20 protein-coding genes are annotated in these 22216 nt (G+C 71.3%); 13 read left to right on the forward strand and 7 right to left on the reverse strand.

Going from position 1 to position 22216, the window contains the following annotated elements:
* Nucleotides 1–49: 49 nt before the first annotated feature.
* Nucleotides 50–1129, reverse strand: coding sequence for a succinyl-diaminopimelate desuccinylase (gene dapE, locus OG959_RS11890; protein WP_326658116.1), 1080 nt, complete (start codon nucleotides 1127–1129; stop codon nucleotides 50–52).
* Nucleotides 1130–1164: 35 nt separating this feature from the next.
* Between dapE and OG959_RS11895 the strand changes: the two genes are divergently transcribed.
* Both OG959_RS11895 and OG959_RS11900 read left to right on the forward strand, forming a co-directional pair.
* Entirely contained in the window at nucleotides 1165–2112 is a 948-nt protein-coding gene (locus OG959_RS11895) for a hypothetical protein (protein ID WP_326658117.1), read from the forward strand.
* Nucleotides 2113–2399: 287 nt separating this feature from the next.
* A complete protein-coding gene (locus OG959_RS11900) occupies nucleotides 2400–2804 on the forward strand; it encodes an ATP-binding protein (RefSeq protein ID WP_326658118.1) in 405 nt (134 codons plus the stop codon).
* Between the two features lie 72 nt (nucleotides 2805–2876).
* Here OG959_RS11900 and dapC read toward each other — a convergent pair whose 3' ends face one another.
* A complete protein-coding gene (gene dapC, locus OG959_RS11905) occupies nucleotides 2877–3971 on the reverse strand; it encodes a succinyldiaminopimelate transaminase (RefSeq protein ID WP_326658119.1) in 1095 nt (364 codons plus the stop codon).
* A gap of 120 nt (nucleotides 3972–4091) precedes the next feature.
* Nucleotides 4092–4412, reverse strand: coding sequence for a ferredoxin (fdxA, locus tag OG959_RS11910; protein WP_018956287.1), 321 nt, complete (start codon nucleotides 4410–4412; stop codon nucleotides 4092–4094).
* A gap of 117 nt (nucleotides 4413–4529) precedes the next feature.
* Here fdxA and OG959_RS11915 point away from each other — a divergent pair, with 117 nt between their 5' ends.
* Nucleotides 4530–5531 carry a GNAT family N-acetyltransferase gene (locus tag OG959_RS11915; RefSeq protein WP_326658120.1) on the forward strand — a complete coding sequence of 334 codons (1002 nt, stop codon included), beginning with the start codon at nucleotides 4530–4532 and terminating at the stop codon, nucleotides 5529–5531.
* Between the two features lie 4 nt (nucleotides 5532–5535).
* Entirely contained in the window at nucleotides 5536–6375 is an 840-nt protein-coding gene (locus tag OG959_RS11920) for a transglutaminase-like domain-containing protein (protein ID WP_326658121.1), read from the forward strand.
* A gap of 17 nt (nucleotides 6376–6392) precedes the next feature.
* On the opposite strand, the gene OG959_RS11925 is transcribed toward OG959_RS11920, so the two are convergent.
* Entirely contained in the window at nucleotides 6393–8408 is a 2016-nt protein-coding gene (locus OG959_RS11925) for a translation factor GTPase family protein (RefSeq protein WP_326658122.1), read from the reverse strand.
* A gap of 403 nt (nucleotides 8409–8811) precedes the next feature.
* On the opposite strand from OG959_RS11925, the gene OG959_RS11930 reads away from it, so the two are divergent.
* The 3 genes from OG959_RS11930 to thrS all read left to right on the forward strand — a co-directional run bounded on the left by OG959_RS11930 (nucleotide 8812) and on the right by thrS (nucleotide 11993).
* Complete coding sequence (locus tag OG959_RS11930; protein ID WP_326658123.1) at nucleotides 8812–9591, forward strand: hypothetical protein; 780 nt, start codon at nucleotides 8812–8814, stop codon at nucleotides 9589–9591.
* Nucleotides 9592–9806: 215 nt separating this feature from the next.
* Nucleotides 9807–10562 (forward strand): class F sortase, encoded by a 756-nt coding sequence (locus tag OG959_RS11935; protein ID WP_326658124.1) that lies wholly within the window; start codon nucleotides 9807–9809, stop codon nucleotides 10560–10562.
* Nucleotides 10563–10766: 204 nt separating this feature from the next.
* Complete coding sequence (gene thrS / locus OG959_RS11940) at nucleotides 10767–11993, forward strand: threonine--tRNA ligase (RefSeq protein WP_442805561.1); 1227 nt, start codon at nucleotides 10767–10769, stop codon at nucleotides 11991–11993.
* Here thrS and OG959_RS11945 read toward each other — a convergent pair.
* Nucleotides 11990–13186, reverse strand: a complete 1197-nt coding sequence (locus OG959_RS11945) for an MFS transporter (RefSeq protein WP_326658125.1) — start codon at nucleotides 13184–13186, stop codon at nucleotides 11990–11992. The genes thrS and OG959_RS11945 overlap by 4 nt on opposite strands.
* Nucleotides 13187–13264: 78 nt before the next feature.
* Here OG959_RS11945 and OG959_RS11950 point away from each other — a divergent pair, with 78 nt between their 5' ends.
* The 5 genes from OG959_RS11950 (at nucleotide 13265) to OG959_RS11970 (ending at nucleotide 18658) form a co-directional block, all read left to right on the forward strand.
* Nucleotides 13265–13843: a sugar O-acetyltransferase gene (locus OG959_RS11950; RefSeq protein WP_326658126.1), complete on the forward strand. Its 579-nt coding sequence runs from the start codon at nucleotides 13265–13267 to the stop codon at nucleotides 13841–13843.
* Nucleotides 13844–13878: 35 nt separating this feature from the next.
* Nucleotides 13879–14436 (forward strand): TetR/AcrR family transcriptional regulator, encoded by a 558-nt coding sequence (locus tag OG959_RS11955; RefSeq protein WP_326658127.1) that lies wholly within the window; start codon nucleotides 13879–13881, stop codon nucleotides 14434–14436.
* A 257-nt stretch (nucleotides 14437–14693) separates the two neighbouring features.
* On the forward strand, nucleotides 14694–15920 hold the full coding sequence (locus OG959_RS11960) for a phage baseplate protein (protein WP_326658128.1): 1227 nt from the start codon (nucleotides 14694–14696) through the stop codon (nucleotides 15918–15920).
* A gap of 136 nt (nucleotides 15921–16056) precedes the next feature.
* The gene (locus tag OG959_RS11965) at nucleotides 16057–16521 is read left to right on the forward strand and encodes a hypothetical protein (protein WP_326658129.1); all 465 of its coding nucleotides are present in this window, start codon (nucleotides 16057–16059) and stop codon (nucleotides 16519–16521) included.
* A 325-nt stretch (nucleotides 16522–16846) separates the two neighbouring features.
* Nucleotides 16847–18658 (forward strand): coagulation factor 5/8 type domain-containing protein, encoded by a 1812-nt coding sequence (locus tag OG959_RS11970; protein WP_326658130.1) that lies wholly within the window; start codon nucleotides 16847–16849, stop codon nucleotides 18656–18658.
* 317 nt (nucleotides 18659–18975) lie between these two features.
* Here OG959_RS11970 and OG959_RS11975 read toward each other — a convergent pair whose 3' ends face one another.
* Nucleotides 18976–19548 (reverse strand): TetR/AcrR family transcriptional regulator, encoded by a 573-nt coding sequence (locus OG959_RS11975; RefSeq protein ID WP_326658131.1) that lies wholly within the window; start codon nucleotides 19546–19548, stop codon nucleotides 18976–18978.
* Between the two features lie 131 nt (nucleotides 19549–19679).
* Between OG959_RS11975 and OG959_RS11980 the strand changes: the two genes are divergently transcribed.
* Nucleotides 19680–20609, forward strand: coding sequence for an SDR family oxidoreductase (locus OG959_RS11980; RefSeq protein ID WP_326658132.1), 930 nt, complete (start codon nucleotides 19680–19682; stop codon nucleotides 20607–20609).
* A 131-nt stretch (nucleotides 20610–20740) separates the two neighbouring features.
* Here OG959_RS11980 and OG959_RS11985 read toward each other — a convergent pair whose 3' ends face one another.
* Nucleotides 20741–22117: an alpha-amylase gene (locus OG959_RS11985; protein ID WP_326658133.1), complete on the reverse strand. Its 1377-nt coding sequence runs from the start codon at nucleotides 22115–22117 to the stop codon at nucleotides 20741–20743.
* Nucleotides 22118–22216 lie beyond the last annotated feature (99 nt).

The raw sequence follows: 22216 nt of genomic DNA on the forward strand, positions 1-22216 counted from the left end.
CCATGCCAGCGTAGATCGCCGGAGGTTACAGGCAGGGGAATGTGAGGGGTCAGGTCGTGAGCCAGGAGCGGAGCCGGTCCTCGCAGTGGGTGATCCGTTCGACCTTCACGTGCTCGTTGCGCTTGTGGGCGAGGATCGGGTCGCCGGGGCCGTAGTTCACCGCGGGCACGCCGAGGCCGCCGAAACGTGCCACGTCCGTCCAGCCGAACTTGGGCCTGGCCGTGCCGCCGACCGCGTCCATGAAGGCCTTGGCCGCGGGATGGGACAGGCCCGGCATGGCCGCGCCGGAGTGGTCGTCGACGATGAATTCGGCGACGCCGCAGTCGGCGAAGACCTCGTGCACATGGGCGATGGCCTGCTCGGCGCTCAGGTCGGGGGCGTAGCGGTAGTTCACGACGACGGTGCAGGCGTCGGGGATGACGTTGTTGGCGACGCCGCCCTCGATCCGTACGGCGTTGAGCCCTTCGTGGTACTCCAGTCCGTCGATCACCGGCTTGCGCGGTTCGTACGCGGCGAGCCTTTCGAGGACGGGCGCGGCCGCGTGGATGGCGTTGGACCCCATCCAGCTGCGGGCGGAGTGCGCCCGCTCGCCCTCCATGCGCAGGAAGACGCGCAGCGTGCCCTGGCAGCCGCCCTCGACCTCTCCGTTGGAGCCCTCCAGGAGGACGGCGAAGTCGGCCGTCAGCCAGTCGGGGTGGGCTGCGGCGACGTGTCCGAGACCGTTGAGGTGGGCGGCGACCTCTTCGTTGTCGTAGAAGACGAAGGTGAGGTCGCGGTTGGGCTCGGGCACGGTGGCGGCGATCCTCAGCTGGACGGCGACGCCCGACTTCATGTCGGAGCTGCCGCAGCCCCACAGCAGGCCGTCCTCGTCGAGGCGCGAGGGCACGTTGTCGGCGATCGGCACGGTGTCGATGTGACCCGCCAGTACGACGCGCTCGGCGCGGCCCAGGTTCGTCCTGGCCACGACGTTGTTGCCGTGCCGGTCGACGGTCAGGTGCGGAAGGGTCCGCAGCGCCGACTCGACGGCGTCGGCGAGGCCCTTCTCCTCCCCGCTGACCGAGGGGAAGTCGACGAGCCACGCGGTGAGCGCGGGTCCGTCCAGTGTGAGGTCAAGCGTGCTTTCGGCCATGGCTACGACCCTAGTGCCTCGCGTACGGTGGCCCCGTGCCCCGGACCGTTGCCCCTGCCCGCCGACACACCGCCCGCAGCCGCCGTCTGCGCCTCACGGCGGCCTTTGCCGTGCTCGTGGCGGTGGCCGGCTATCTGACCGTGCAGTACGTGACCGGCGGCAAGGGCTCCGACCAGTGCACCGTGGAGTCGGCCGACGGTTCGGACGGCGAGGGACGGACGTACCGGCTGACCTCGGAGCAGGCGGCGAACGCCGCGACGATCTCCGCGGTCGGCACCACCCGCGGCATGCCGGAGCGCGCGGTGACGATCGCGCTGGCGACGGCGCTGCAGGAGTCCGGGCTGCGCAACATCGAGCACGGCGACCGGGACTCACTGGGCCTCTTCCAGCAGCGTCCCTCGCAGGGCTGGGGCACCGAGAAGCAGATCCTGGACCCCGTGTACTCGGCCGGGAAGTTCTACGAGCACCTGGCCGAGGTGCCCGGCTACTCACGGCTGCCGCTCACCGTGGCAGCGCAGCGGGTCCAGCGCAGTGGCTTCCCGCAGGCGTACGCGAAGCACGAGCCGGATGCCGCGCTGCTGGCAGCGGCGCTGACCGGCCGGGCGCCGGCGGCCCTGAACTGCGATCCGCCGCGGAGCACCGCCGGGACGGGCGAGGCGGCGAAGGTGCGGGCCGCGCTGGTGCGCTCCTTCGGCAGGGACGTGCTGCCTTCCGAGGACGCGGCGGCGGCGAAGACCCCGGCCGCCGGTGCGGCCGCGGGCACCGGGACGCTCTCGGTTCCGGTGCAGACGGCCCGCAGGGCCGGCCAGGACGGTGTTCCGCAGCGCGGCTGGGAGCTCGCGCACTGGGCGGTCGCGCAGTCCGAGGCGCTCGGCATCGACGAGGTCGCGTACGCCGGCAAGAAGTGGGACTCCGGGTCGGGCTGGCGGACGGAGCGCGAGGAATCGGGCACCACCGCGGTCCGGATACGCCTCGCGCAGTAGTACGACCCGTCACTCGCACAGGGGGTCCGTTCCTTCTCCGTACGGGCTCCGCACAGCATCCCTCGGACTGCCTTCCGTACGCAGCTATCGCCTTGCGGCCAAAGGGAAGTGACGGTTCGGCGCGTGGTCGCGCCCTGCCGTGTCCGCCCGGGTTCCTCCCTTGCGGATTATGTGACGCATTACCCGATCTTTACCTCGGCACACCGCAACCTCTCCCTCCCCCACGACGGTTGTCATGGCGTCCGACCCACGGACACCAGGATTTCCCACCCCGTCGAAGGAGCATCATGTCCCTCCCCCTGACCCGTCGGATCGCCCGTACCGCGCTGCTGATCGCGGCGGGTGCGGCTCCCGTGGTCGGTGCGGCCGGTGTCGCAGGTGCCGCGCAGCTCCCGCAGGCCCCGGAGCTCGGCGGTCTCACCACCGTCGAGGGCGCCGGACTCGGCCAGGCCGTCGACGCGGCCCAGCCGGCCGCCGACACCGCGGGCAAGGCCGGCGGCAAGGTCGTCGGGACCACGCTGCCGGTGGCGGCCAAGACCCTCGGCGAGGCGGGCGGCAAGGCCGCGCCCGCGGCGAAGGGTGCCGGCAAGGCCGCCAAGGGCGGCGCGAGCGACACCCTCGGCGACGCGACCGGTGCCGTGACCAAGGGCGGTCTGCCCACCGACAAGCTCGGCGGCCTGCCGATCGGCTGATCGCACCACGCCCGTACACGCGGAGGGGCCCCGGGAGTGCGCACTCCCGGGGCCCCTCCGCGTACCGGCGGCTCAGCCCAGTCGCTTGACCGCGGCGGCCACGCGCTCGTCGGTCGCCGTGAACGCCACGCGCACGAAGCGGTCTCCCGCCGGCCCGTAGAAGTCGCCGGGCGCCACCAGGATGCCCAGCTCCGCCAGGTACGCCACGGTGTCCCAGCAGGGCTCGTCGCGGGTCGCCCAGAGGTAGAGGCTCGCCTCGCTGTGTTCGATGCGGAACCCGTGGGCCTCCAGGGCCGTACGCAGGGCCGAGCGACGGTCCGCGTAGCGGGTGCGCTGCTCGGCCACGTGCGTGTCGTCGCCGAGCGCGGCGACGGTAGCCGCCTGGACGGGGGCCGGCGTCATCATCCCGCCGTGCTTGCGGATCAGCAGCAGCTCGCTCAGCACGGCCGCGTCGCCCGCGATGAAGGCGGCGCGGTAGCCGGCGAGGTTGGAGCGCTTGGAGAGCGAGTGAACGGCGACGACGCCCTCGTACGTACCGCCGCAGACGTCCGGGTGGAGCACGGAGACCGGTTCGGCCTCCCAGCCCAGCTCCAGGTAGCACTCGTCGCTGAAGACCAGCACGTCGTGCTCGCGGGCCCAGGCGACGATCCGGGTCAGCTCGTCCTTGGCCAGGACCCGGCCCGTCGGGTTGGACGGCGAGTTGAGCCAGAGCAGCTTCAGTCCGGCCGGATCGAGGTCGGTCGGGTCGTCGTAGACGACGGGCTCGGCGCCGCACAGCCGGGCGCCGACCTCGTACGTCGGGTAGGCGAGCCGCGGGTAGGCGACCTTGTCACCGGCGCCGAGGCCGAGCTGGGTCGGCAGCCAGGCCACGAGCTCCTTGGAGCCGACGACGGGCAGCACGTTCTCGTGCGTCACCGAGACGGCGCCCAGGCGGCGCTCCACCCAGCCGGTGAGGGCGTCACGCAGCGCGGCCGTCCCCCACACCGTCGGATAGCCGGGGCTGTCCGCCGCGGCGACGAGCGCCTGCTGGATCAGTTCGGGCACCGGGTCGACGGGCGTGCCGACGGACAGGTCCACGATGCCGTCCGGGTGACCGCCGGCCGTCGACTTGTAGGGCGCGAGCCTGTCCCAGGGAAAGACCGGGAGACGGGAGGAGACTGCGGACACGGATCTCTGCTTTCTCGTACGGGGTTCATGCTGGCGGCCCTGAGGGGCCGCGGGAAACACCTCGGTCCCGCACGGTGACGAGCCGTACGGGACCGGGGCGACGCACGTGCCGGAGCGCTGCTACTGGTTCTGCGGCGGCAGCGCGGCGATGAACGCGTGATCGCGCTCGATCAGACCCAGCTTGGAGGCACCACCCGGCGACCCGAGGTCGTCGAAGAACTCGACGTTCGCCTTGTAGTAGTCCTTCCACTCCTCCGGGGTGTCGTCCTCGTAGAAGATCGCCTCGACCGGGCAGACCGGCTCGCAGGCTCCACAGTCGACGCACTCGTCCGGGTGGATGTACAAGGACCGCTGGCCCTCATAGATACAGTCGACGGGGCACTCTTCGATGCAGGCCTTGTCCTTTACGTCGACACAAGGCTGCGCGATGACGTAGGTCACGCTGTCGTTCCTCCTCGGTAGGGCGTTGGCTCTCGCGCGGGAGCGCGGCGTCGTCGATGCCCGCACCTAGTATCTCCGTTCCCGGGCACGATCCGAACAGGAGGGGCGGACAGAGCTGTGGAATTCACCATGGGCGGACGGCTGGAGGTCCGAATTGCACCGGCTGACGTGGGCAAACGGGTATCAGTCCGGCGTCTGACCGAGGACGGCCCCCAGGGCCCGAAATTCACCGACACGGTCGGCGTTCTCACATCCTGGAACACCGGTGTGCTGTCGGTCACACCGAAGAGCGGTGAGTCCGTCCGGATCCCGGAATCATCCCTGGTGGCGGGCAAGGTCGTACCGGCCGCTCCGGCCCGCAGGCGCGGTCCCGCGGCCTCCTTCGCCGAACTCGCCCCGGTCTACGCCCGCGCGTGGCAGCCCGTGGAGAGCGAACCCCTGGGTGACTGGCGGCTTCGCGCCTCCGGCGGTTTCACCCGGCGGGCCAACTCCGTACTGCCGCTCGGCGATCCGGGCGTCCCGCTCGACGCCGCGCTCCGGCGGGTCGGCCAGTGGTACGCCGACCGGGACCTGCCCGCCTACATCCAGACCGCGACCGGCGCCGAGGGTGCGCAGGAGGAGCTGTGCGCGGCGCTGGAGGGGCACGGGTGGCGGCGGGAGGTGACCGCGGAGGTGCGGATCGCCGCGCTGGCCCCGATCGGCGACCTGGCGGCGGAGGTGTCGCGGGTGCGGCTGAGCCGCACGGTGGACGACACATGGCTCGCCCGCTACCAGCGCGTCGGGACGCCGGGCCCGCAGGTCTCCGCGGTGCTGGGCGGCGGCCCTTCGGTGTGGTTCGCGACCGTGCCGGGCGAGGCGGGGGACCAGGCCCCCGCCGCGATCGGGCGGTGTGTCGTGGACGGCCGGTGGGCCGGTTTCATGGCCGTCGAGGTGGCTCCCGAGCACCGCAGGAGGGGGCTCGCCACCACCGTGATGACCGCGCTGGCCCGGCAGGCGATGGACGAGGGCGCGTCGGCGGCGTGGCTGCAGGTGGAGGCGGACAACGAGGGTGCCCGGGCGCTGTACGACGGCATGGGCTTCGCGACGCACCACCTGTACCACCACTTCCGGGCGGCCTAGGGCGATGGCTCCTGAGAGGCACGACAGGGACGAGCTGCGCCGCCGGTTCGCCGAGGAGGCGCGGGCGGAGCGCCCGGATCTGGCGCTGCTCTGCCTGCTGCTGGGCACGGAGGCCGATCCCGCGCTGGACGCCAACGGCATGGACGCGGCCCAGATCGAGCTGGACCGGCTCGCCGGTCTGCTGCCCTACGGGCTGCGCGACGGCCGCGCCTGGGCGTCGGCGCTGGCCGAACTGCTCGGTGAGCGGTACGGCTTCGAGGGCGCTTCGGCGGACTACCAGCGGCTGGAGTCGTCGCTGCTGCACGAGGTGCTGCGGCGGCGGCGCGGGCTGCCGATCCTGTTGTCGGTGGTGTGGATCGAGGTCGCCCGGCGGGCGGGCGCTCCGGTGTACGGGGTGGCGCTGCCGGGTCACTTCGTGGTCGGTTTCGGGGATCCGGCGGAGCGGGTGCTGGCCGATCCGTTCGCCGGTGGGCGGCCGCTGACGGGCCAGGACGCGGAACTCCTGGTGGCGGGCGCGACCGGGCAGCCACTGGAGGCGTCGATGCTGGTGCCGGCGCAGCCGCTGGAGACCGTGTTGCGGATCCTGAACAACATCCGGGCGTGGGCGGCGGCCCGCCCGGAGCGCAACGACGTGGCGCTGTGGGCGGTGGAGCTGTCCCTGCTCCTGCCGTCGCACCCGGCGCGGCTGCGCTACGAGCGGGCCCAGCTGCTGGTCCGGGGCGGGGAGTTCCTGCGCGGGGCGGCGGAGATGGAGGAGTACGCGCAGGTGGTCGCGGACGTCGATCCGGCTGCCGCGGAGGCGGTGCGCGGGAGTGCGCGGGCGGCCCGGGCGATGCTGAACTGACGGCGTCGGGCAGCCTCTCACTCCTGTCCGCCGCCTGCCCGCCTCACCGTGTGCAGCAGGTACTCCCTCCGGTCGAGCGGGTTGTGGTCCGTGCGGGAGCGCTGCGGGACGGTGCCGGTGACGGGGCGGTGGGTGTCGAAGGCGGTCTCCAGCAGCCCCTCGCCTCGGGTCAGCCCCGGCAGCCGCTGCTGGAGTTCGTGCACCCGGGCGGCCGGGACCTCGCCCTCCAGTACGCAGCGTGCGCCGTCGACGGACGGCGGGCCCGGGACGGCCCGCAGACGGGCGAGGACCGGCAGGAGCGGCCCGAGCGTGTCGGCCGGGAGTTCCGCCCGGAAGCGGTGCATCGGCTCGTACACCGTGGTGCCGGCCTGCCGGAGCGCGGCCATCAGGACCAGCGGGGTCAGATGGCGGAAGTCACCGGCCGTGCTCGACATGGACTTGTCGAAGGCGGCGTGCGAGTGGCTCTGCCGGGGCCAGTAGCCGGAGTGCGTCATCGTGACCGTGCAGTCGGTGACGCGCCAGCCGTACAGGCCCTGTGCGAGCGTTTCGGTGACGGTCTCCTCGACGGCTCGCATCAGGGAGTACGGCATCGAGCCGAGTTCCACCTCCAGCCGGTAGGTGACCCCGCTGCCCGGCGGGGCGGGATCGACGCGCAGTCCGACCGTCGCGAGAAAGGGGTTGTCGTCCTTGTCGATGATCTCGAAGGCCGATCCGGTTCCGGACGGCTTCTCCAGACAGATGGTCGTGGTTCCGCGGAAGGCGACATCGATTCCGAATTCGTCCGCGAGCGTCGCCTGGATGACTTCTTTCTGCACTTCACCGTAAAGCGATACGGACACTTCCTTGCGGATGTCGTCCTGCCGCAGATTGATCAGCGGATCCTGCTCGGCCAGTTGTGCGAGAGCGAAATGCAGTTCGCCCCGGGAGGCGGGCGGAGCGGCTGCCACCACGGATTCGAGCGTCGGCGGGGCGAAGTGGTGCCCGGTCGCCGCCGCACGGATATCGCCGACCGCGTCACCGATCCTGATGTCCCCGAGCCCCCGGAGTTTCGCGATCCGCCCCGGGCCCACCGATGCGGCGTCGGTGTCCGCGCCGTCGGCGAAGACCCGGATGCCGGTCACCTTGCCCTCGGACACGGCGCCCGGGCCCTGCCCGAACACCAGCCGGTCGCGGGTGCGTACGGTCCCGGAGAACATCCGGACCCAGGCGAGCTTCTCGCCGGCCCGGCCGCGTTCGACCTTGAAGACGGTGCCGGAGACCGGCCCGTCCGCGTCGTCCCCGGCCGCGGGCAGCAGTTCCTTGATCCCGTCGGTCAGCGCGGTGATGCCGGCGCCCGTGACGGCCGAGCCGAAGTAGACGGGGTGGACCAGGGCCCGCCGGGTCTGCTTCGCCAGTGCCGCCTTGAGCCGGGCCGGTGCGAGTTCCTCGCCGCCCTCGACGTACGCGGTCAGCAGGGCGTCGTCGTGCTCGGTGAGCAGATCGGCGAGCCGGTCCGTGAACCGGGGGTCGTCGTCGGCATACGGCACGCTGCGGGCCTCGCGGGTGCCGAGACCGGTGACGGCCGGTCCCCTCGCGACCGTGTGCGGGGTGAGCTTCTCCGTGATCTCGCGCAGCACCTGCGCGTACCGGGCTCCGGCCCGGTCGGTCTTGTTCACGAAGATCAGCGTGGGGATGCGCAGGCGTTGGAGCGTGCGCATCAGCACCCGGGTCTGGGCCTGGACGCCCTCCACGGCGGAGATGACCAGCACCGCGCCGTCGAGCACGCTCAGGACCCGTTCCACCTCGGCGATGAAGTCCGGGTGGCCGGGGGTGTCGATCAGGTTGACGGTGACGTCGTCGAGGGCGAACGAGACGACGGCGGACTTGATCGTGATGCCGCGTTGCCGTTCGAGCGCGAGCGAGTCGGTCCGCGTGTTCCCGTCGTCGACGCGGCCGATCTCGTCGATGATTCCGGCGGTGTGGAGCAGCCGCTCGGTCAGGCTGGTCTTACCGGCGTCGACATGCGCCAGAATTCCGAGATTGAGCGTGTGCACAGAACTCCATGTGGTCAGCGGTGGGGTGAATTCCCGTCGAGACGAACATGTGAGATCCGCGCATCGTTTTCTCCTGGTCCTGTCGGCTGATGCGGCGAGTAGAACAGCGGGCGAGCCGGCGGTGCAAGTCATTTACCGGCGCCGTACGCGCTGCCGCGCGGTGAGCCCTCGTCAGCGAACGGGGGATCCTGCCGCGGCCAAACCTCTCTTCGGCGCGCCGTGCCGTCCAACGGGTGATTATCCGTTCTTCGCCACTCGATGAGCCCACGCCGTAGCTCCAATGCGGAGCTCCCCGATGGCGCGTCCCGGGCTCCGGGCTGACGGTGGATCACGTAGCCGCTGCGCCACCCAGAGTCGACACTCCGTCACTCTGCGCAGTCGCGACGAAAGGAAACGTGTTCAGATGCGCTCTGCCCGCACCCTGTTCGCTACGGCCGCCGTCACGGCGGTCCTCACGATCACCGCTCCCTCCGCGTACGCCATGACCACCGGCGACTGGGAGCACGACAGCGGTTCGTCCTCCAGCAGCGAGGACGGCGGCTGGAAGAAGGACAAGCCCAACGGCGGCGTCCACACCGGCGGCGGCGCCCTGGCCAAGACGGTCACCGGCGACGAGCACGGCAAGTCGGACGACGAGGGCTGGAAGAAGGACAAGCCCAGCGGTGGCGTGCACACCGGCGGCGGCGCGCTGTCGATGACGGTCGCCAAGGAGTGGCAGCCCGGCAAGGACGACGAGGGCGGCAACTCCGACTGGAAGAAGGAGAAGCCGAGCGGCGGCGTCCACACCGGCGGCGGCGCGCTGTCGTCGACGGTCACCAAGGAGTGGCAGCCCGGCAACGACGAAGAGAGCGGCTCGTCCGACTGGAAGAAGGACAAGCCCAACGGCGGCATGCACGCCGGTGGCGGCGCCATGTCGATGACGGTGGCCAAGGAGTGGCAGCCGGGCAGCGACGAGGCCGGCAAGACCGAGAAGGGCGACACGTCCTCGAAGAGCGAGAAGAGCGAGAAGAGCGACGAGGGCTGGAAGAAGGACAAGCCCAGCGGTGGCGTGCACACCGGCGGTGGCGCGATGGCGATGACCGGCGGCGGCCTGGCAGCCGGTTCGCTGCTGCTGCTCGGCGGTGTCGGTGTCGGCGCGTACAAGCTGCGCCGTCGTCAGGCGACGGGTGGCGCGATGGCCTGACCCGGCCGCATCGCGAGCCGGCCGCATCGCGAGCCGGCCGCATCGCGAGCCGGCCGCATCGCGAGCCGGCCGCATCGCGAGCCGGCCGCATTCCTGTCGCGGCCGTCGTCCCTCCGGACGGCGGCCGCGGCGCCTTCGTTTTCCCCGGGGCGCCCGCCGCGTCGAGCCCGCCCCGCACCACCGCACCGCACCGCACGGACGAAAGGCACGTTCCCATGGCCGCCCCGCAGTCGCCCGGTTCCCCCTCCTCCCGGACTGCCTCCGACACCGTCTCCCTCGGCCGCGCCCTGCTCTGGCCCGCCGCCGTGGCCGGGCTCGGCATGCTCCTCATCTACAACTCCATCGGCCCTTCGGCCGATGACAAACCTCCCGCCCCGCTCGCAGTCGCGGCACCCGCCGCCCCGGCTCCCGCCGCCCCCGCGGCCCCCGCCTCCTCACCGGCCGCCGCCGTCCCCCGCCAGGCCTCCCCCGCGCCCTCTCCCACCCCCACCACCGCGCCGGCCCTGGCCCGCTCCGTGCCGAAGCGGCTGAAGATCCCCGCCATCGCGGTGGACGCCCCGTTCACCCCGCTGTCGATCGGGGCCTCCGGCCGCCTGGACGCTCCTCCCCCGAACGACAAGAACCTGGTCGGCTGGTTCCAGGGCGGCGTGACACCCGGCGAGCGCGGCGCGTCGATCGTGGCGGGCCACGTGGACACGCTGACCGGCCCGGCCGTCTTTCTCCAGCTGCGGTTCCTGCGGCCCGGATCCACGGTCGACATCACGCGTACGGACGGCACGGTGGCCACGTTCAAGGTCGACACCGTCGAGACGTTCAGCAAGGCGAAGTTCCCCGACAAGCGGGTCTACGCCGACACCCCGGACGCCCAGTTGCGCCTGATCACCTGCGGCGGCACCTACGACAAGAAGGCCAAGGACTACGTGGACAACGTCGTCGTGTTCGCGCACCTCGACTCGGCCAAGAAGGGATGAGCCGACGTGCTCCCCCGGCGGAAAATCCCGTGCGAAGGGCCGTGGGCCGCTGTTAGCGTCCCCCGCGTGAAGAAGCGCGCTGCGATGACGACGACGCCGGAGAGTGTCCCGGCGCGCTGACTGCTGACCAGTCCGAAGCCCCGGGGCGAGTGCCCCGGGGCTTCTGCTTGCGGTCACTCGCCCGCCGTACGCGAGGAGACCGCCATGCACGACCACCGCAAGCTCGGCCGCGAGCTGGAGCTGTTCGACACCGACCCGCTGATCGGCGCGGGACTTCCGTACTGGCTGCCGGACGGCGCGGCGCTGCGGCACGCCCTGGAGGAGTACATCCGCACCGCCGAGCGGCTGGCGGGCTACCGGCACGTGTACTCGCCGGTGCTCGGCAAGCGGGAGCTGTACGAGATCTCGGGGCACTGGTCGCACTACAGCGACGACATGTTCCCGCCGATGGACCTGGGCGGCGAACAGGTCGTGCTCCGGCCGAGCCTGTGCCCGCACCACGCGGTCATCTACCGCTCCCGCGCGCACAGTTACCGCGAGCTTCCGCTGCGGATGGCCGAGCTGGGCGGCATGTACCGCTCCGAGCTCTCCGGGGTGCTCGGCGGGCTGACCCGGGTCCGGGCCATCCAGCTGAACGACGCCCACATCTTCTGCACCCCGGACCAGGTCGCCGGAGAGGCGCGGGCCGCACTGGACATGATCCGACTGGCGTACGAGGCACTGGGCGTCCGCCCGGCCCGCTTCCGGCTGTCGCTGCCGGGGCCGGGCGGGAAGTACGTCGCCGCGCCGGAGATGTGGCAGCGCTCGACCGCCCTGCTGGCCGAGGTCCTCGACGCCTCAGGGCTGCCGTACGAGGCGGTCGAGGGCGAGGCCGCGTTCTACGGGCCGAAGATCGACGTCCAGGTCGCCGACGCGGCGGGCCGCGAGTCGACCCTGTCGACCGTCCAGGTCGACTTCCACCAGCCGGAGCAGTTCGATCTGCACTACATCGGCGCGGACGGGGCGAAACACCGGCCGGTCATGGTGCACCGCAGCATCATCGGCAGCGTGGAGCGGGCCGTCGCCCACCTCATCGAGCAGCACGGCGGCGCGTTCCCGCCCTGGCTCTCACCGGTCCAGCTGGCGATCCTGCCGGTCTCGGACGCCGAGCAGCCGAACGCCGAGGCCCTGGCCGGACGTTGTGCCGCGCTCGGGCTGCGCGCGGAGGTCTCCGGCCGGGAGCGCGGCAGCCTGGGGGCCAGGATCAGGGAGGCCCGGCTGGTGCCGTACCAGGTGGTCATCGGTGCGGCGGAGGCGGCGGACGGCCTGGTGGCGCTGCGTCTGCGGGACGGCCGCCGCCTCGATCCGCTGCCGGACTCGGAGATGCTGGAGCGGATCAGCGCGCTGGTCGCGGCCCACAGCACCGCGTTGTGGGACCACGACCCCAGTTAGGCGGTGACGGGCCTCGCCTCGGTGCGCGGGGCTCCCCCGAGTGCTCCGGCCAGCGTGGACGCGACGATCAGCAGGGCGAGGACGACCGTCATCGTGAGCCGGAGTCCGACGTGGTCGGCGAGGAAGCCCAGCGCGGGCGGACCGACGAGGAAGGCGAGATAGCCCGCGGTGGAGACCGCGCCGACCCGTGCCGCCGCGTCGCTCGGGTGGTCACCCGCCGCGGACACGGTGACCGGGAAACCGAGCGAGGCGCCCAGCCCCCACAGCACCGTGGCCGCGCCCGCCATCGCCGGACTCGGTGAAACGATCACCACTGCCAGGCCCAGCGCGGCGACGACCGCGCTGATCCGGACGACCTGGACGGGACCGAAACGCTCCAGGAGGGGGCCGCCGGCGAAGCGGCCGAGGGTCATCGAGGAGGCGAAGACCAGGAAGGTCAGCGAGCCGGCGGTGGCGCTCACCTCGTAACCGTCCACCATGAGCAGCGGCAGCCAGTCGTTGGCAGCCCCCTCCGCGAAGGCCATGGCCAGCACGATCACCCCGATGAGGACGAGCCGCCGGTCCCGCCACACGGCCAGCTGGCCCCGCCATCCACCCGGCCCCGAGGTACCGGCCGCCTCCCTGCCCGTGCCGTGCGGGATCGCCCGGACGGCCAGGACCGCTGCGGCGGCGACGAGCAGGGCGACGGCCGTCAGGTGCAGGCCGACAGGTATCGCGGCCGCGGTCAGCGCCATGCCCAGCAGCGCCCCGATCACGGTGCCCAGGCTGAAGCAGCCGTGCAGCACCGGCAGCACGGGCCGGCCGATGACCCGTTCCACGTCCGCGCCCTCGATGTTGAACGCGACCTCGGCCAGTCCCATCCCGCCGCCGAACAGGGCCAGTCCGCAGAAGACGCCGCCCGCCAGCGCCAGGCTCGTGCCCGCCGCGACGACCAGCAGCCCCGCGACGATCAGCGCCGCGCCGACGGTGATGGCGGCCCGCCCCCCGTAACGGCGTACGAGCGGACCGGACGAGGTCACGCCGGCCATCGAACCGGTGGAGAGCCCGAAGAGCACCAGCCCCATCGCACCGGTGGACACGTCGAGCCCGTCCCTGATGGCCGGGGTGCGCGCCACCCAGGAGGCCATGCCGGTTCCGGCGGCGAGCATGAAAAGGAAGAGGGCGGCACGCCGGCGGCGTGTGGCGGCATCCATGAAGCGGGCCTCGGCAGTCCAGGAGGGAATCCAGCAGGAGCGTACGATCGTACGCCCTTGGAGTGTACGATCGTACCCATGACGGACCACTTCGCGGGAGACCCGCGTACCAACCATGAGCGGATGCTCGCCGGGGACCTCTACATCGCCGACGACCCGGCGATCGTGGAGGCCCAGCGACGCGCGGTGCGCCTCGCCGCCCGGTACCTGGCGGCCTACGCCGAGGACCCCGACGCCGCACAGCCCGTGGTCGCCGAGCTCCTGGGCGGTCTCGGCGCCGGTGCGCACGTCCGGCCGCCGCTGTACGTGGACTACGGCTCGTACATCACGGTCGGCGAGGACACGTTCATCAACTACAACCTCACCGCCCTGGACGTCGCCCCGATCACGATCGGCCGCGACTGCCAGATCGGGCCGAACGTCCAGCTGCTCACCCCCACCCACCCGGTGGAGCCGGAGCCGCGCCGCGACAAGCTGGAGGCGGCGCGGCCGATCACCATCGGCGACAATGTCTGGCTGGGCGGCGGCGCGATCGTGCTGGCCGGGGTCACCATCGGGGAGAACAGCGTCATCGGCGCGGGAGCCGTCGTGACCAAGGACATCCCCGCCAACGTGGTCGCGGTCGGCAACCCGGCCCGGGTGATCCGCTCGATCTAGAACCGCTCGGCACCCTCTCGGCAGAAGGAAACAGCGTGGCGACCGGACGGAACGACCCCGAGCGGCGGGAGCGCATCATCACCGCCGCGCTCGACCTGATCGCGGAGGAAGGGGTCGCCGGGACCTCGCACCGCAAGGTCGCCGCGCGTGCGGGTGTGCCGCTCGGCTCGATGACGTACCACTTCGGCGGCATGGACGAGCTGCTGCGGGAGGCGTTCACGCGCTTCTCCAGCAGCATCGTCGCCGTTTTCGAGGAGCGCCTCGGCGCGGCCACCACACCCGACGAGGCGCGGGAGGCGGTCGCCGGTCTGGTCCACCACCTGTCGGGCGGAAACCAGCGCGAGCTCGTCCTCACCCACGAGTTGTACACCCTGGCCGCCCGCAAGCCCGACTACCGCGAACTGACCCGGGAGTGGATGCGTCGCAGCCGCGTCGCGCTGGAGTGGCACTTCGACCCGGCGACCGCCCGCCAGCTCGACGCGCTGATCGAGGGCCTGTCCATCCACCGCGCGCTGGAGACCGAACCCCACGACCGGGCCCTGACCGTCGAGGCGATCGCCCGCATCACCGGGGCCCCCGGGGCACGTTCCTGACCCGCGCCCTCCCCATGACTCCTGGCCGGCACCCCACCTGACCAAGGTGCCGGCCAGGTGATCCCCTCGTTCGTCCGCACCTGCGTCTGCGGTCACTTCCGGCCTTCGCCTGTGCTTCCCCCGTTCGTCCGCGCACGCGTCTGCGGCCACTTCCCGCCTCCGCCCACCAGGGAGAACGCACACCGAACACCGGGGAGAACCACATACGATCACCGCCGTGCGGTCCACACCGGACCGCAAGGGAGGGGACCTTCTTCGTGGCACATTCGGACCTCATAGACCTGGCAGGCCCTTGGGGCCGCATCCTCAGCGGTACGCCGCTCGACCATGAAACGCACACGCGCGCGGGTCAGGCCATGGCCGTAGACCCGGTCACGCACGATCTGTTCGTGGTGCAGATCCGGGATGCCCTGGAGTACGGCAACCTGTGCGTCTACCGCATGAACCGCTCAACCGGGCGCCCGATCGACTACATGCACCTCAACGGCTTCGGTCACGGCTATCAGATCGGTGCGCAGCACATCGCCGGCAAGACGTACCTGTGGACCGAAGCCGGGCCGCTGTACAAGGAGTTCGGGACCCGCGTCGCCCGGGTGCCCTATCTGCCGGGGCAGACGGTCACCATGACGTCGTCCGTCGTCTCGGCGCCGTTCCGTCCCACGGCGGATGCCCGCTTCACCGCTCCGAACGTCGATCCCGTGTACCAGCGCCTCACGGTCAGGTACCAGACCGCCCAGGGGTACTTCTTCAGCCAGTACCCCATCGACCCGGTGACGGGTGAGGTCACCTGGACCGCGACCAGGACGATCCCGCACCCCTCGAAGACCGAGGTCCCCACGCTCTGGGACACCTTCCAGGGCTTCGCGTCGCTCGGCGAGTACCTCTACCTCTACACGGGCAGCCCCGACAAGAACAACGCCCATCTCACCGCCCTCTCCTGGTCGGACGGCTCCGTGGTGGCGGGGCCCCAGCACATCACCGCCGTGCCGGGCCTGGACCGCCGTGAGCCGGAAGGCCTGTGCGTCGAGCCGATGGGCGACGAGGCGCGGCTGCTCTTCGGCTTCAGCGGCAGCCACACCACACCGCGCGAGGAGACGATCTGCTTCCTCTCCACGGATGCCCCGGTCCAGGGCGTGAAGCTGCTGACGGACTGGACCGCCCTCGCACCGGTGTCCGGAGTGACAGCGCATACGGGCGTGATGAGCCCGCGCGGGCGTCTGGTGAACCTGGCCGGGACGACATACCTCCAGCTCCGTGGCGGCTTCGACTGCGACCTCACCGCCGAGGGCCAGTTCGCGCAGCTTCCGCCGGTGCTGACGCCCAGCCGTACGGTCCGGGCCAACGTCACCCGCAACAACCACGACGGCCGATGCGTCTGCCGGGTCGAGGTCAACTCCACCGGAAAGGTCTCGGTGTTCGGCCCGACCGCGGACAACAGGATCTCGTGGATCGGCCTCGACAACTTCTCGGCCGCCTGGCTCTGATCCTCGGCCGTAGGGCTTTGATTCTCGGCCGCCGGGCTTGGTTCTCGGCCGCCGGGCTTTGACGGTCGCCCGACGCCCGTCACCCTCACCCGTCACCCAGCCACGTCAGCGTTTCCACGATCCCGGAGGATCAGCCATGTCCCAGAGCCGTACCAGCCGCCGCGCCCTGCTCACCGCAGCCGTGGCCGTTCCCGCAGCGGCGGTCAGCGCCCCGATGATAGCCACCCCCGCCGCCGCGGCCGACGTGCCCGGCGGTATCAGCGTCGTCCAGGACTGGCAGCCGCTCGTCCTCGCGGCGGGCGTCACCGCCGCGACCGATGCCCCGGCCGCCCGCGTGGTGAAGATCGCCGGCACGGACTTCCTGCAGATGCGCGGGGGGTTCACCTGCGTCTTCACGGGCGACGCCGTGCTCGGCACCCTGCCCGCGTCCATCACCGTGCCGAAGACGATGCGCGGTGTCTGCCCGCGCAACAACTCGCTCGGCATCAACTCCTGCCGGGTGGAGGTCAACACCGCGGGGAGGATCACCGTCTTCGGCGCCACGGCCTCGAACGACATCACCTGGGTCACCCTGGACAGCTACTCGGTCGTCATGGCCTGAGGCCTGTCGGCGCCGCTCGGCCGGTGACAGCGAGAGGCGCGCTGGAACCGGCCGGGTCGCCCGGCTCCGAAGGCGGCGCCCGGCTGGACGATCTCGTCAATCTCCTGAAGTCAACCGCACTCCTAACTGAGCGCAGAACGGGTCAATTGCCGTTCTGCTGGCGTTAATTGTTGCGCATGGAGGGGTTGGACGAGGCTTCTGTTGCACACCTCTTGACGTTTCCCAGGTGACGGCGGAAGCATCGACTCTCGTCGGAGAGCGCTCTCAGAGGCTTCCCGACGAGCTCGTCGTGTCACCCGTACCACGACCCAGGAGACGTACCCCCATGCATGTTCCCCCCACGGAACCCCCGACAACTCCCCCCACGGGAACCCCCACCACCTCCCGCCGCAGGCGCCGGACCCGCACGTTCGGGTTCGCCGCGTTCGCCGTTTCGCTGCTCATGGCCGTCCCCACGGCGCAGACCGCCTTCGGCGAGGACGCGCAGGCCATCGAGGGCGGCGGTGACCTCGGGCCCAACGTGATGGTGTTCGACCCGTCGATGCCCGACATCCAGGCCAAGGTCGACGAGGTGTTCAAGCAGCAGGAGTCGGCGCAGTTCGGCACCGGCCGCTACGCGCTGATGTTCAAGCCGGGCACGTACGACAAGATCAACGCCCAGATCGGTTTCTACACCCAGATCGCCGGTCTCGGACTGAACCCGGACGACACCACGTTCAACGGTGATGTGACCGTGGACGCGGGCTGGTTCAACGGCAACGCCACCCAGAACTTCTGGCGCTCGGCCGAGAACCTCGCACTCAACCCCGTGAGCGGCACGGACCGTTGGGCCGTCTCGCAGGCCGCACCCTTCCGTCGCATGCACGTCAAGGGCGGGCTCAACCTCGCGCCCGACGGCTACGGCTGGGCGAGCGGCGGCTACATCGCCGACAGCAAGATCGACGGCCAGGTCGGCCCGTACTCGCAGCAGCAGTGGTACACCCGCGACAGCTCGATCGGCAGCTGGGGCAACGGCGTCTGGAACATGACGTTCTCCGGCGTCGAGGGCGCACCCGCCCAGAGCTTCCCCGAACCGCCGTACACCACCCTGGAGAACACCCCGGTCTCCCGCGAGAAGCCGTTCCTCTACCTGGACGGTGCCGACTACAAGGTCTTCGTGCCCGAGAAGCGCACCAACGCGCGCGGCGTCTCGTGGGCCAACGGCACGCCGAAGGGCGAGTCCATCCCGCTGGACCAGTTCTACGTGGTCAAGCCCGGCGCGACCGCGGAGACCATCAACGCGGCCGTGGACCAGGGTCTGCACCTGCTGTTCACGCCCGGGGTCTACCACGTCGACCAGACGATCAACATCGATCGCGCCAACACGGTCGCGCTGGGACTCGGTCTCGCGACGATCATTCCGGACAACGGGGTCACGGCCATCAAGGTCGGTGACGTGGACGGCGTGAAGCTCGCCGGGCTGCTCGTCGACGCCGGTCCCACCAACTCCGACACCCTGATCGAGGTCGGCCCCGAGGGCGCGTCCGCGAGCCACGCCGACAACCCGACCTCACTCCAGGACGTGTTCGTCCGGGTCGGCGGCGCGGGGGCCGGCAAGACCACCACGGGCATGGTCGTCAACAGCAACGACACGATCATCGACCACACCTGGCTGTGGCGCGCGGACCACGGCGAGGGCGTCGGCTGGGAGACCAACCGGGCCGACTACGGCCTCCAGGTCAACGGCGACAACGTCCTCGCGACGGGCCTGTTCGTGGAGCACTTCAACAAGTACGACGTCCGCTGGTCCGGGGAGAACGGGAAGACGATCTTCTTCCAGAACGAGAAGGCGTACGACGCCCCGAACCAGGCCGCGATCCAGAACGGTGACACGAAGGGTTACGCGGCCTACAAGGTGGACGACTCCGTCACCACCCACGAAGGCTGGGGTCTGGGCAGCTACTGCTACTTCAACGTCGACCCCACCATCCGCCAGGACCACGGATTCCAGGCACCGGTGAAGCCCGGCGTGAAGTTCCACGACCTGATCGTCGTCTCCCTCGGCGGCCAGGGCCAGTACGAACACGTCATCAACGACACCGGATCACCCACCTCGGGGACGGACACCATTCCGTCGCAGGTGGTGTCGTTCCCCTAGGGGCACCGACCCCCAGCCGTCCTCCCCAGCCCCGTGTGCGCCCCGTCATTCCCGGCGGGGCGCACCGCTGTCCTGCCCGCCCTTCCCCAATCCGTGGCGGGGCGCGCCGACGTCAGCCCCGGCCACGCACTTCCGCGGCACGGCGCGCTGCCGTCAGCCCCGGCCACGCACTACCGCGGCACGGCGCGCTGCCGTCAACCCCGGCCACGCACTACCGCGGCACGGCGCGCTGCCGTCAACCCCGGCCACGCACTACCGCGGCACGGCGCGCTGCCGTCAACCCCGGCCACGCACTACCGCGGCACGGCGCGCTGCCGTCAACCCCGGCCGTCCGCCATCACGGCCCTGAGCCCGTCGAGGGCCTCCTCGATGTACGCGCCCATCGGCCGGCCGTCGACCCCCTCGATCCAGCCCTCGAACGCGACCTTGAAGACGGCGACCCCCGCCTCCCCCGCCAGACTCGCGGCCGGTTCCGGGACGCCGCGGGCCCGCAGGGACTCAGCGAGTGCCGCGGACAGCGAGGCGAGCTTGACCAACTCGCGTTCCCGCAGTTCCGCGTTGGCCGAGACGACCTTCTGGCGCCGCTGCGCCTGCTCGCGGCGCTCGTCGAACACGTCAGCGGCAGCGCGGAGCGCCGCAGCCACGGCGTCGATCGGCGCCGCCGTGGCGGGGGCCCCGGCGAGGGTGTCCACCAGGAGCTCCTGAAGCAGAGCGGAGCCCCCGAACAGGACCTCGCGCTTGTCGGCGTAGTGCCGGAAGAACGTCCGCTCCGTGAGTCCCGCCCGCGCGGCGATCTCGGTCACGGTCGTCTGCTCGTAACCGCGTTCGCCATAGAGCTCCATGGCCGCCTGTTCCAGGCGGCCCCGCGCGTTCGGCTCCCATCGACCCATGCCGCCGATTCTATGTGATGACAGTGACCGACATCGGGAGTAGGGTGATGACAGTTGCTGACATCGATGGTTCCCCGTAGCGCCTGCCGGCGCGCACGACGGGAGCCGTCGACCGACCCGGGAGGTCTCCCATGCGTGTATTCATGACCGGCGCGTCCGGCTGGATCGGTTCCGCCGTCGTTCCCGAGCTCATCGACGCGGGCCACCAGGTCGTCGGGCTCGCCCGCTCGGGCACCTCGGCCGAGGCGCTCGTCGCCGCGGGAGCCGAGGTGGTGCGCGGGGACCTGGACGACCTCGGTATCCTGCGCGACGCGGCGGCCGGCGCGGACGGCGTGGTCCACCTCGCGTTCAAGCACGACATCGCCTTCTCGGGGGGCTTCGAGGGCGCCGCCGCCGCGGACCGCCTGGCCGTCGAGACGTTCGGCGAGGCGCTCGCGGGTTCCGGCAAGCCGTTCGTCATCGCCTCCGGGACGCTCGGGCTCGCCCCGGGCCGGGTCGCCACCGAGGAGGACGGGCAGAGCCCCGACTGGCCGACGCCGTTCGCGGCCGCGCGCGCCCGGCTGGCCACGGCCCTGCTGGCCGTCTCCCTCGCCTCGCGCGACGTCCGCTCGTCCGTCGTGCGCTTCCCCCCGACGGTGCACGGCGAAGGGGACCACGGCTTCATGGCGGCCCTGGTCGGCATCGCCCGCGACAAGGGCGTCTCCGGATACGTCGGCGACGGCTCCAACCGCTGGCCGGCCGTGCACCGCGCCGACGCCGCCCACCTCGTCCGACTCGCGCTGGAGGCCGCCCCCGCGGGGTCGACGCTGCACGCGGTCGGCGAGGAAGGTGTCCCGATCCGTGACGTCGCCGACGCCATCGGGCGCCACCTCGGCCTCCCTGTCATCTCGGTCTCTCCCGAGGACGCGGACGCGCACTTCGGCTGGCTCGGCGGCCTTGTAGGGGTGGACGGGCCGGCCTCCAGTGCCGTGACCCGCGCCTCGTCGGGATGGCGGCCCATACAGCCGGGGCTGATCGAGGACCTCGACAAGGGGCACTATTTCGACGCACCGTCCGCGTGACGGCCGGAGCGCCTGATCGCCGGAGCGCCTGACCTGGCCGCCCGCCCGACCTCAAGGCCTCAAGGCCTCAAGGCCTCAAGGCCTCAAGGGGAGCGTCTCCGGTGCCCGGAGCCGCTCCCCCTCTGCGGGCATCAGCCGTGCAGTGCCAGCGCGCCCTTCGCCGGAACGGTCGCCGTGACCGTGCCGTCGTCGCCGATCTGCACCGTGTTGCCGTCGCAGGCGTCCGGCGAGGCCTGCGCCACGTTGCAGTACGTACCCGCCGGGAGGGATGTGGCGAACGTCTGCTGTAGCTCGCCGTCACCGTTGTTGATGACCACGAACCCCTTGTCACCACGGCCGAAGGCGATCGCCGACGAGCCGTTGTCCCACCAGTCGGTCAACTCCGCGCCGGCCGTGGCGTTGTGGAAGCCGACCATGCCGGCGATCGCCGTCTGCGCGTGCGTACACGTCCAGCCGCCGCTGCCGCAGGCAGCCGCGCCATTGTTCGGCGGGCCCGCGTCCTTGTCCGACCACTCGTAGCCGGAGTAGACGTTCGGGGAGCCGTAGGGCGAAGCGAGCATGAAGACGTTGGCCAGGGTGTAGGCCGCCCCGTCCTTGTACGTCAGTGTCGAGCCGTTCCGCTCGGTGTCCCAGTTGTCGACGAACGTACGGGCGCTGCCGCTCGCCAGCTTGCCGTCGGCGACGTTCTTGAGGCCAGTGATGCCGCCGCCCTGGAAGGCGCTCTTGAGGTGGCCGCCGTAGCGGAACTCGTCGACATCACCCACGCCCGTGTACTCGTCGGGCTGGACCGCCTCCCCGCCGCCGTAGATGACCTCCGTGACCCAGAAGCCCGGGTCGGACATCTTGCCCTTGATCGCGGCGATGTCCTCGGCGGACATGTGCTTGGCGGCGTCGATACGGAAACCGTCGGCCCCGAGACCGCGCAGGTCGGAGAGGTATGCGGCGATCGTCGTACGGACGGCGTCGCTGCCCGTGTCGAGGTCGGCCAGGCCGACCAGTTCGCAGGTCTGGACGTCGTCGCGGTCGCCGTAGTTGCTGATGTCCTTGCGGCAGCCGTGGAAGTCCTGGTTCTGGAAGTACCCGGGGTAGTCGTACTTCGTGTACGCCGTGCCGCCGGTGCCCGTACCGGAACCGGACGACATGTGGTTGATGACGGCGTCGGCCACGACCTTCACCCCGGCGGAGTGACAGCTCTCCACCATCGAGGCGAAGGCGTCGCGGTCCCCGAGGCGCCCGGCGACCTTGTAGCTGACGGGCTGGTACGAGGTCCACCACTGATCGCCCTGGATGTGTTCGGAGGCGGGCGAGACCTCCACGTAGCCGTAGCCGGCCGGACCCAGCGAGTCCGTACAGGCCTGGGCCACCGCGTCGTACTTCCACTCGAACAGCGTGGCGGTGACGGTCTTCTCGCCCGGTGGGGTCGCCTGTGAGGTCCAGGGGGCGAGGGCGGTGACACCGGCGGCTGCGAGCAGGCCGGCCAGTGTCGCGCGAGCGGCGCGGGAACTCAATTGCGGCTCCTTCGTTCGCGGGGACGGAAGTGGGGTCCGTACCCGGTGTGGGTGGCCACGCGCCTGGCCACCGTGGGGTGTTCGGAGCCTGCCGTCACG

It is taken from the genome of Streptomyces sp. NBC_00385, assembly GCF_035917155.1.
GTDB classification, from domain to species: Bacteria; Actinomycetota; Actinomycetes; order Streptomycetales; family Streptomycetaceae; genus Streptomyces; species Streptomyces poriferorum.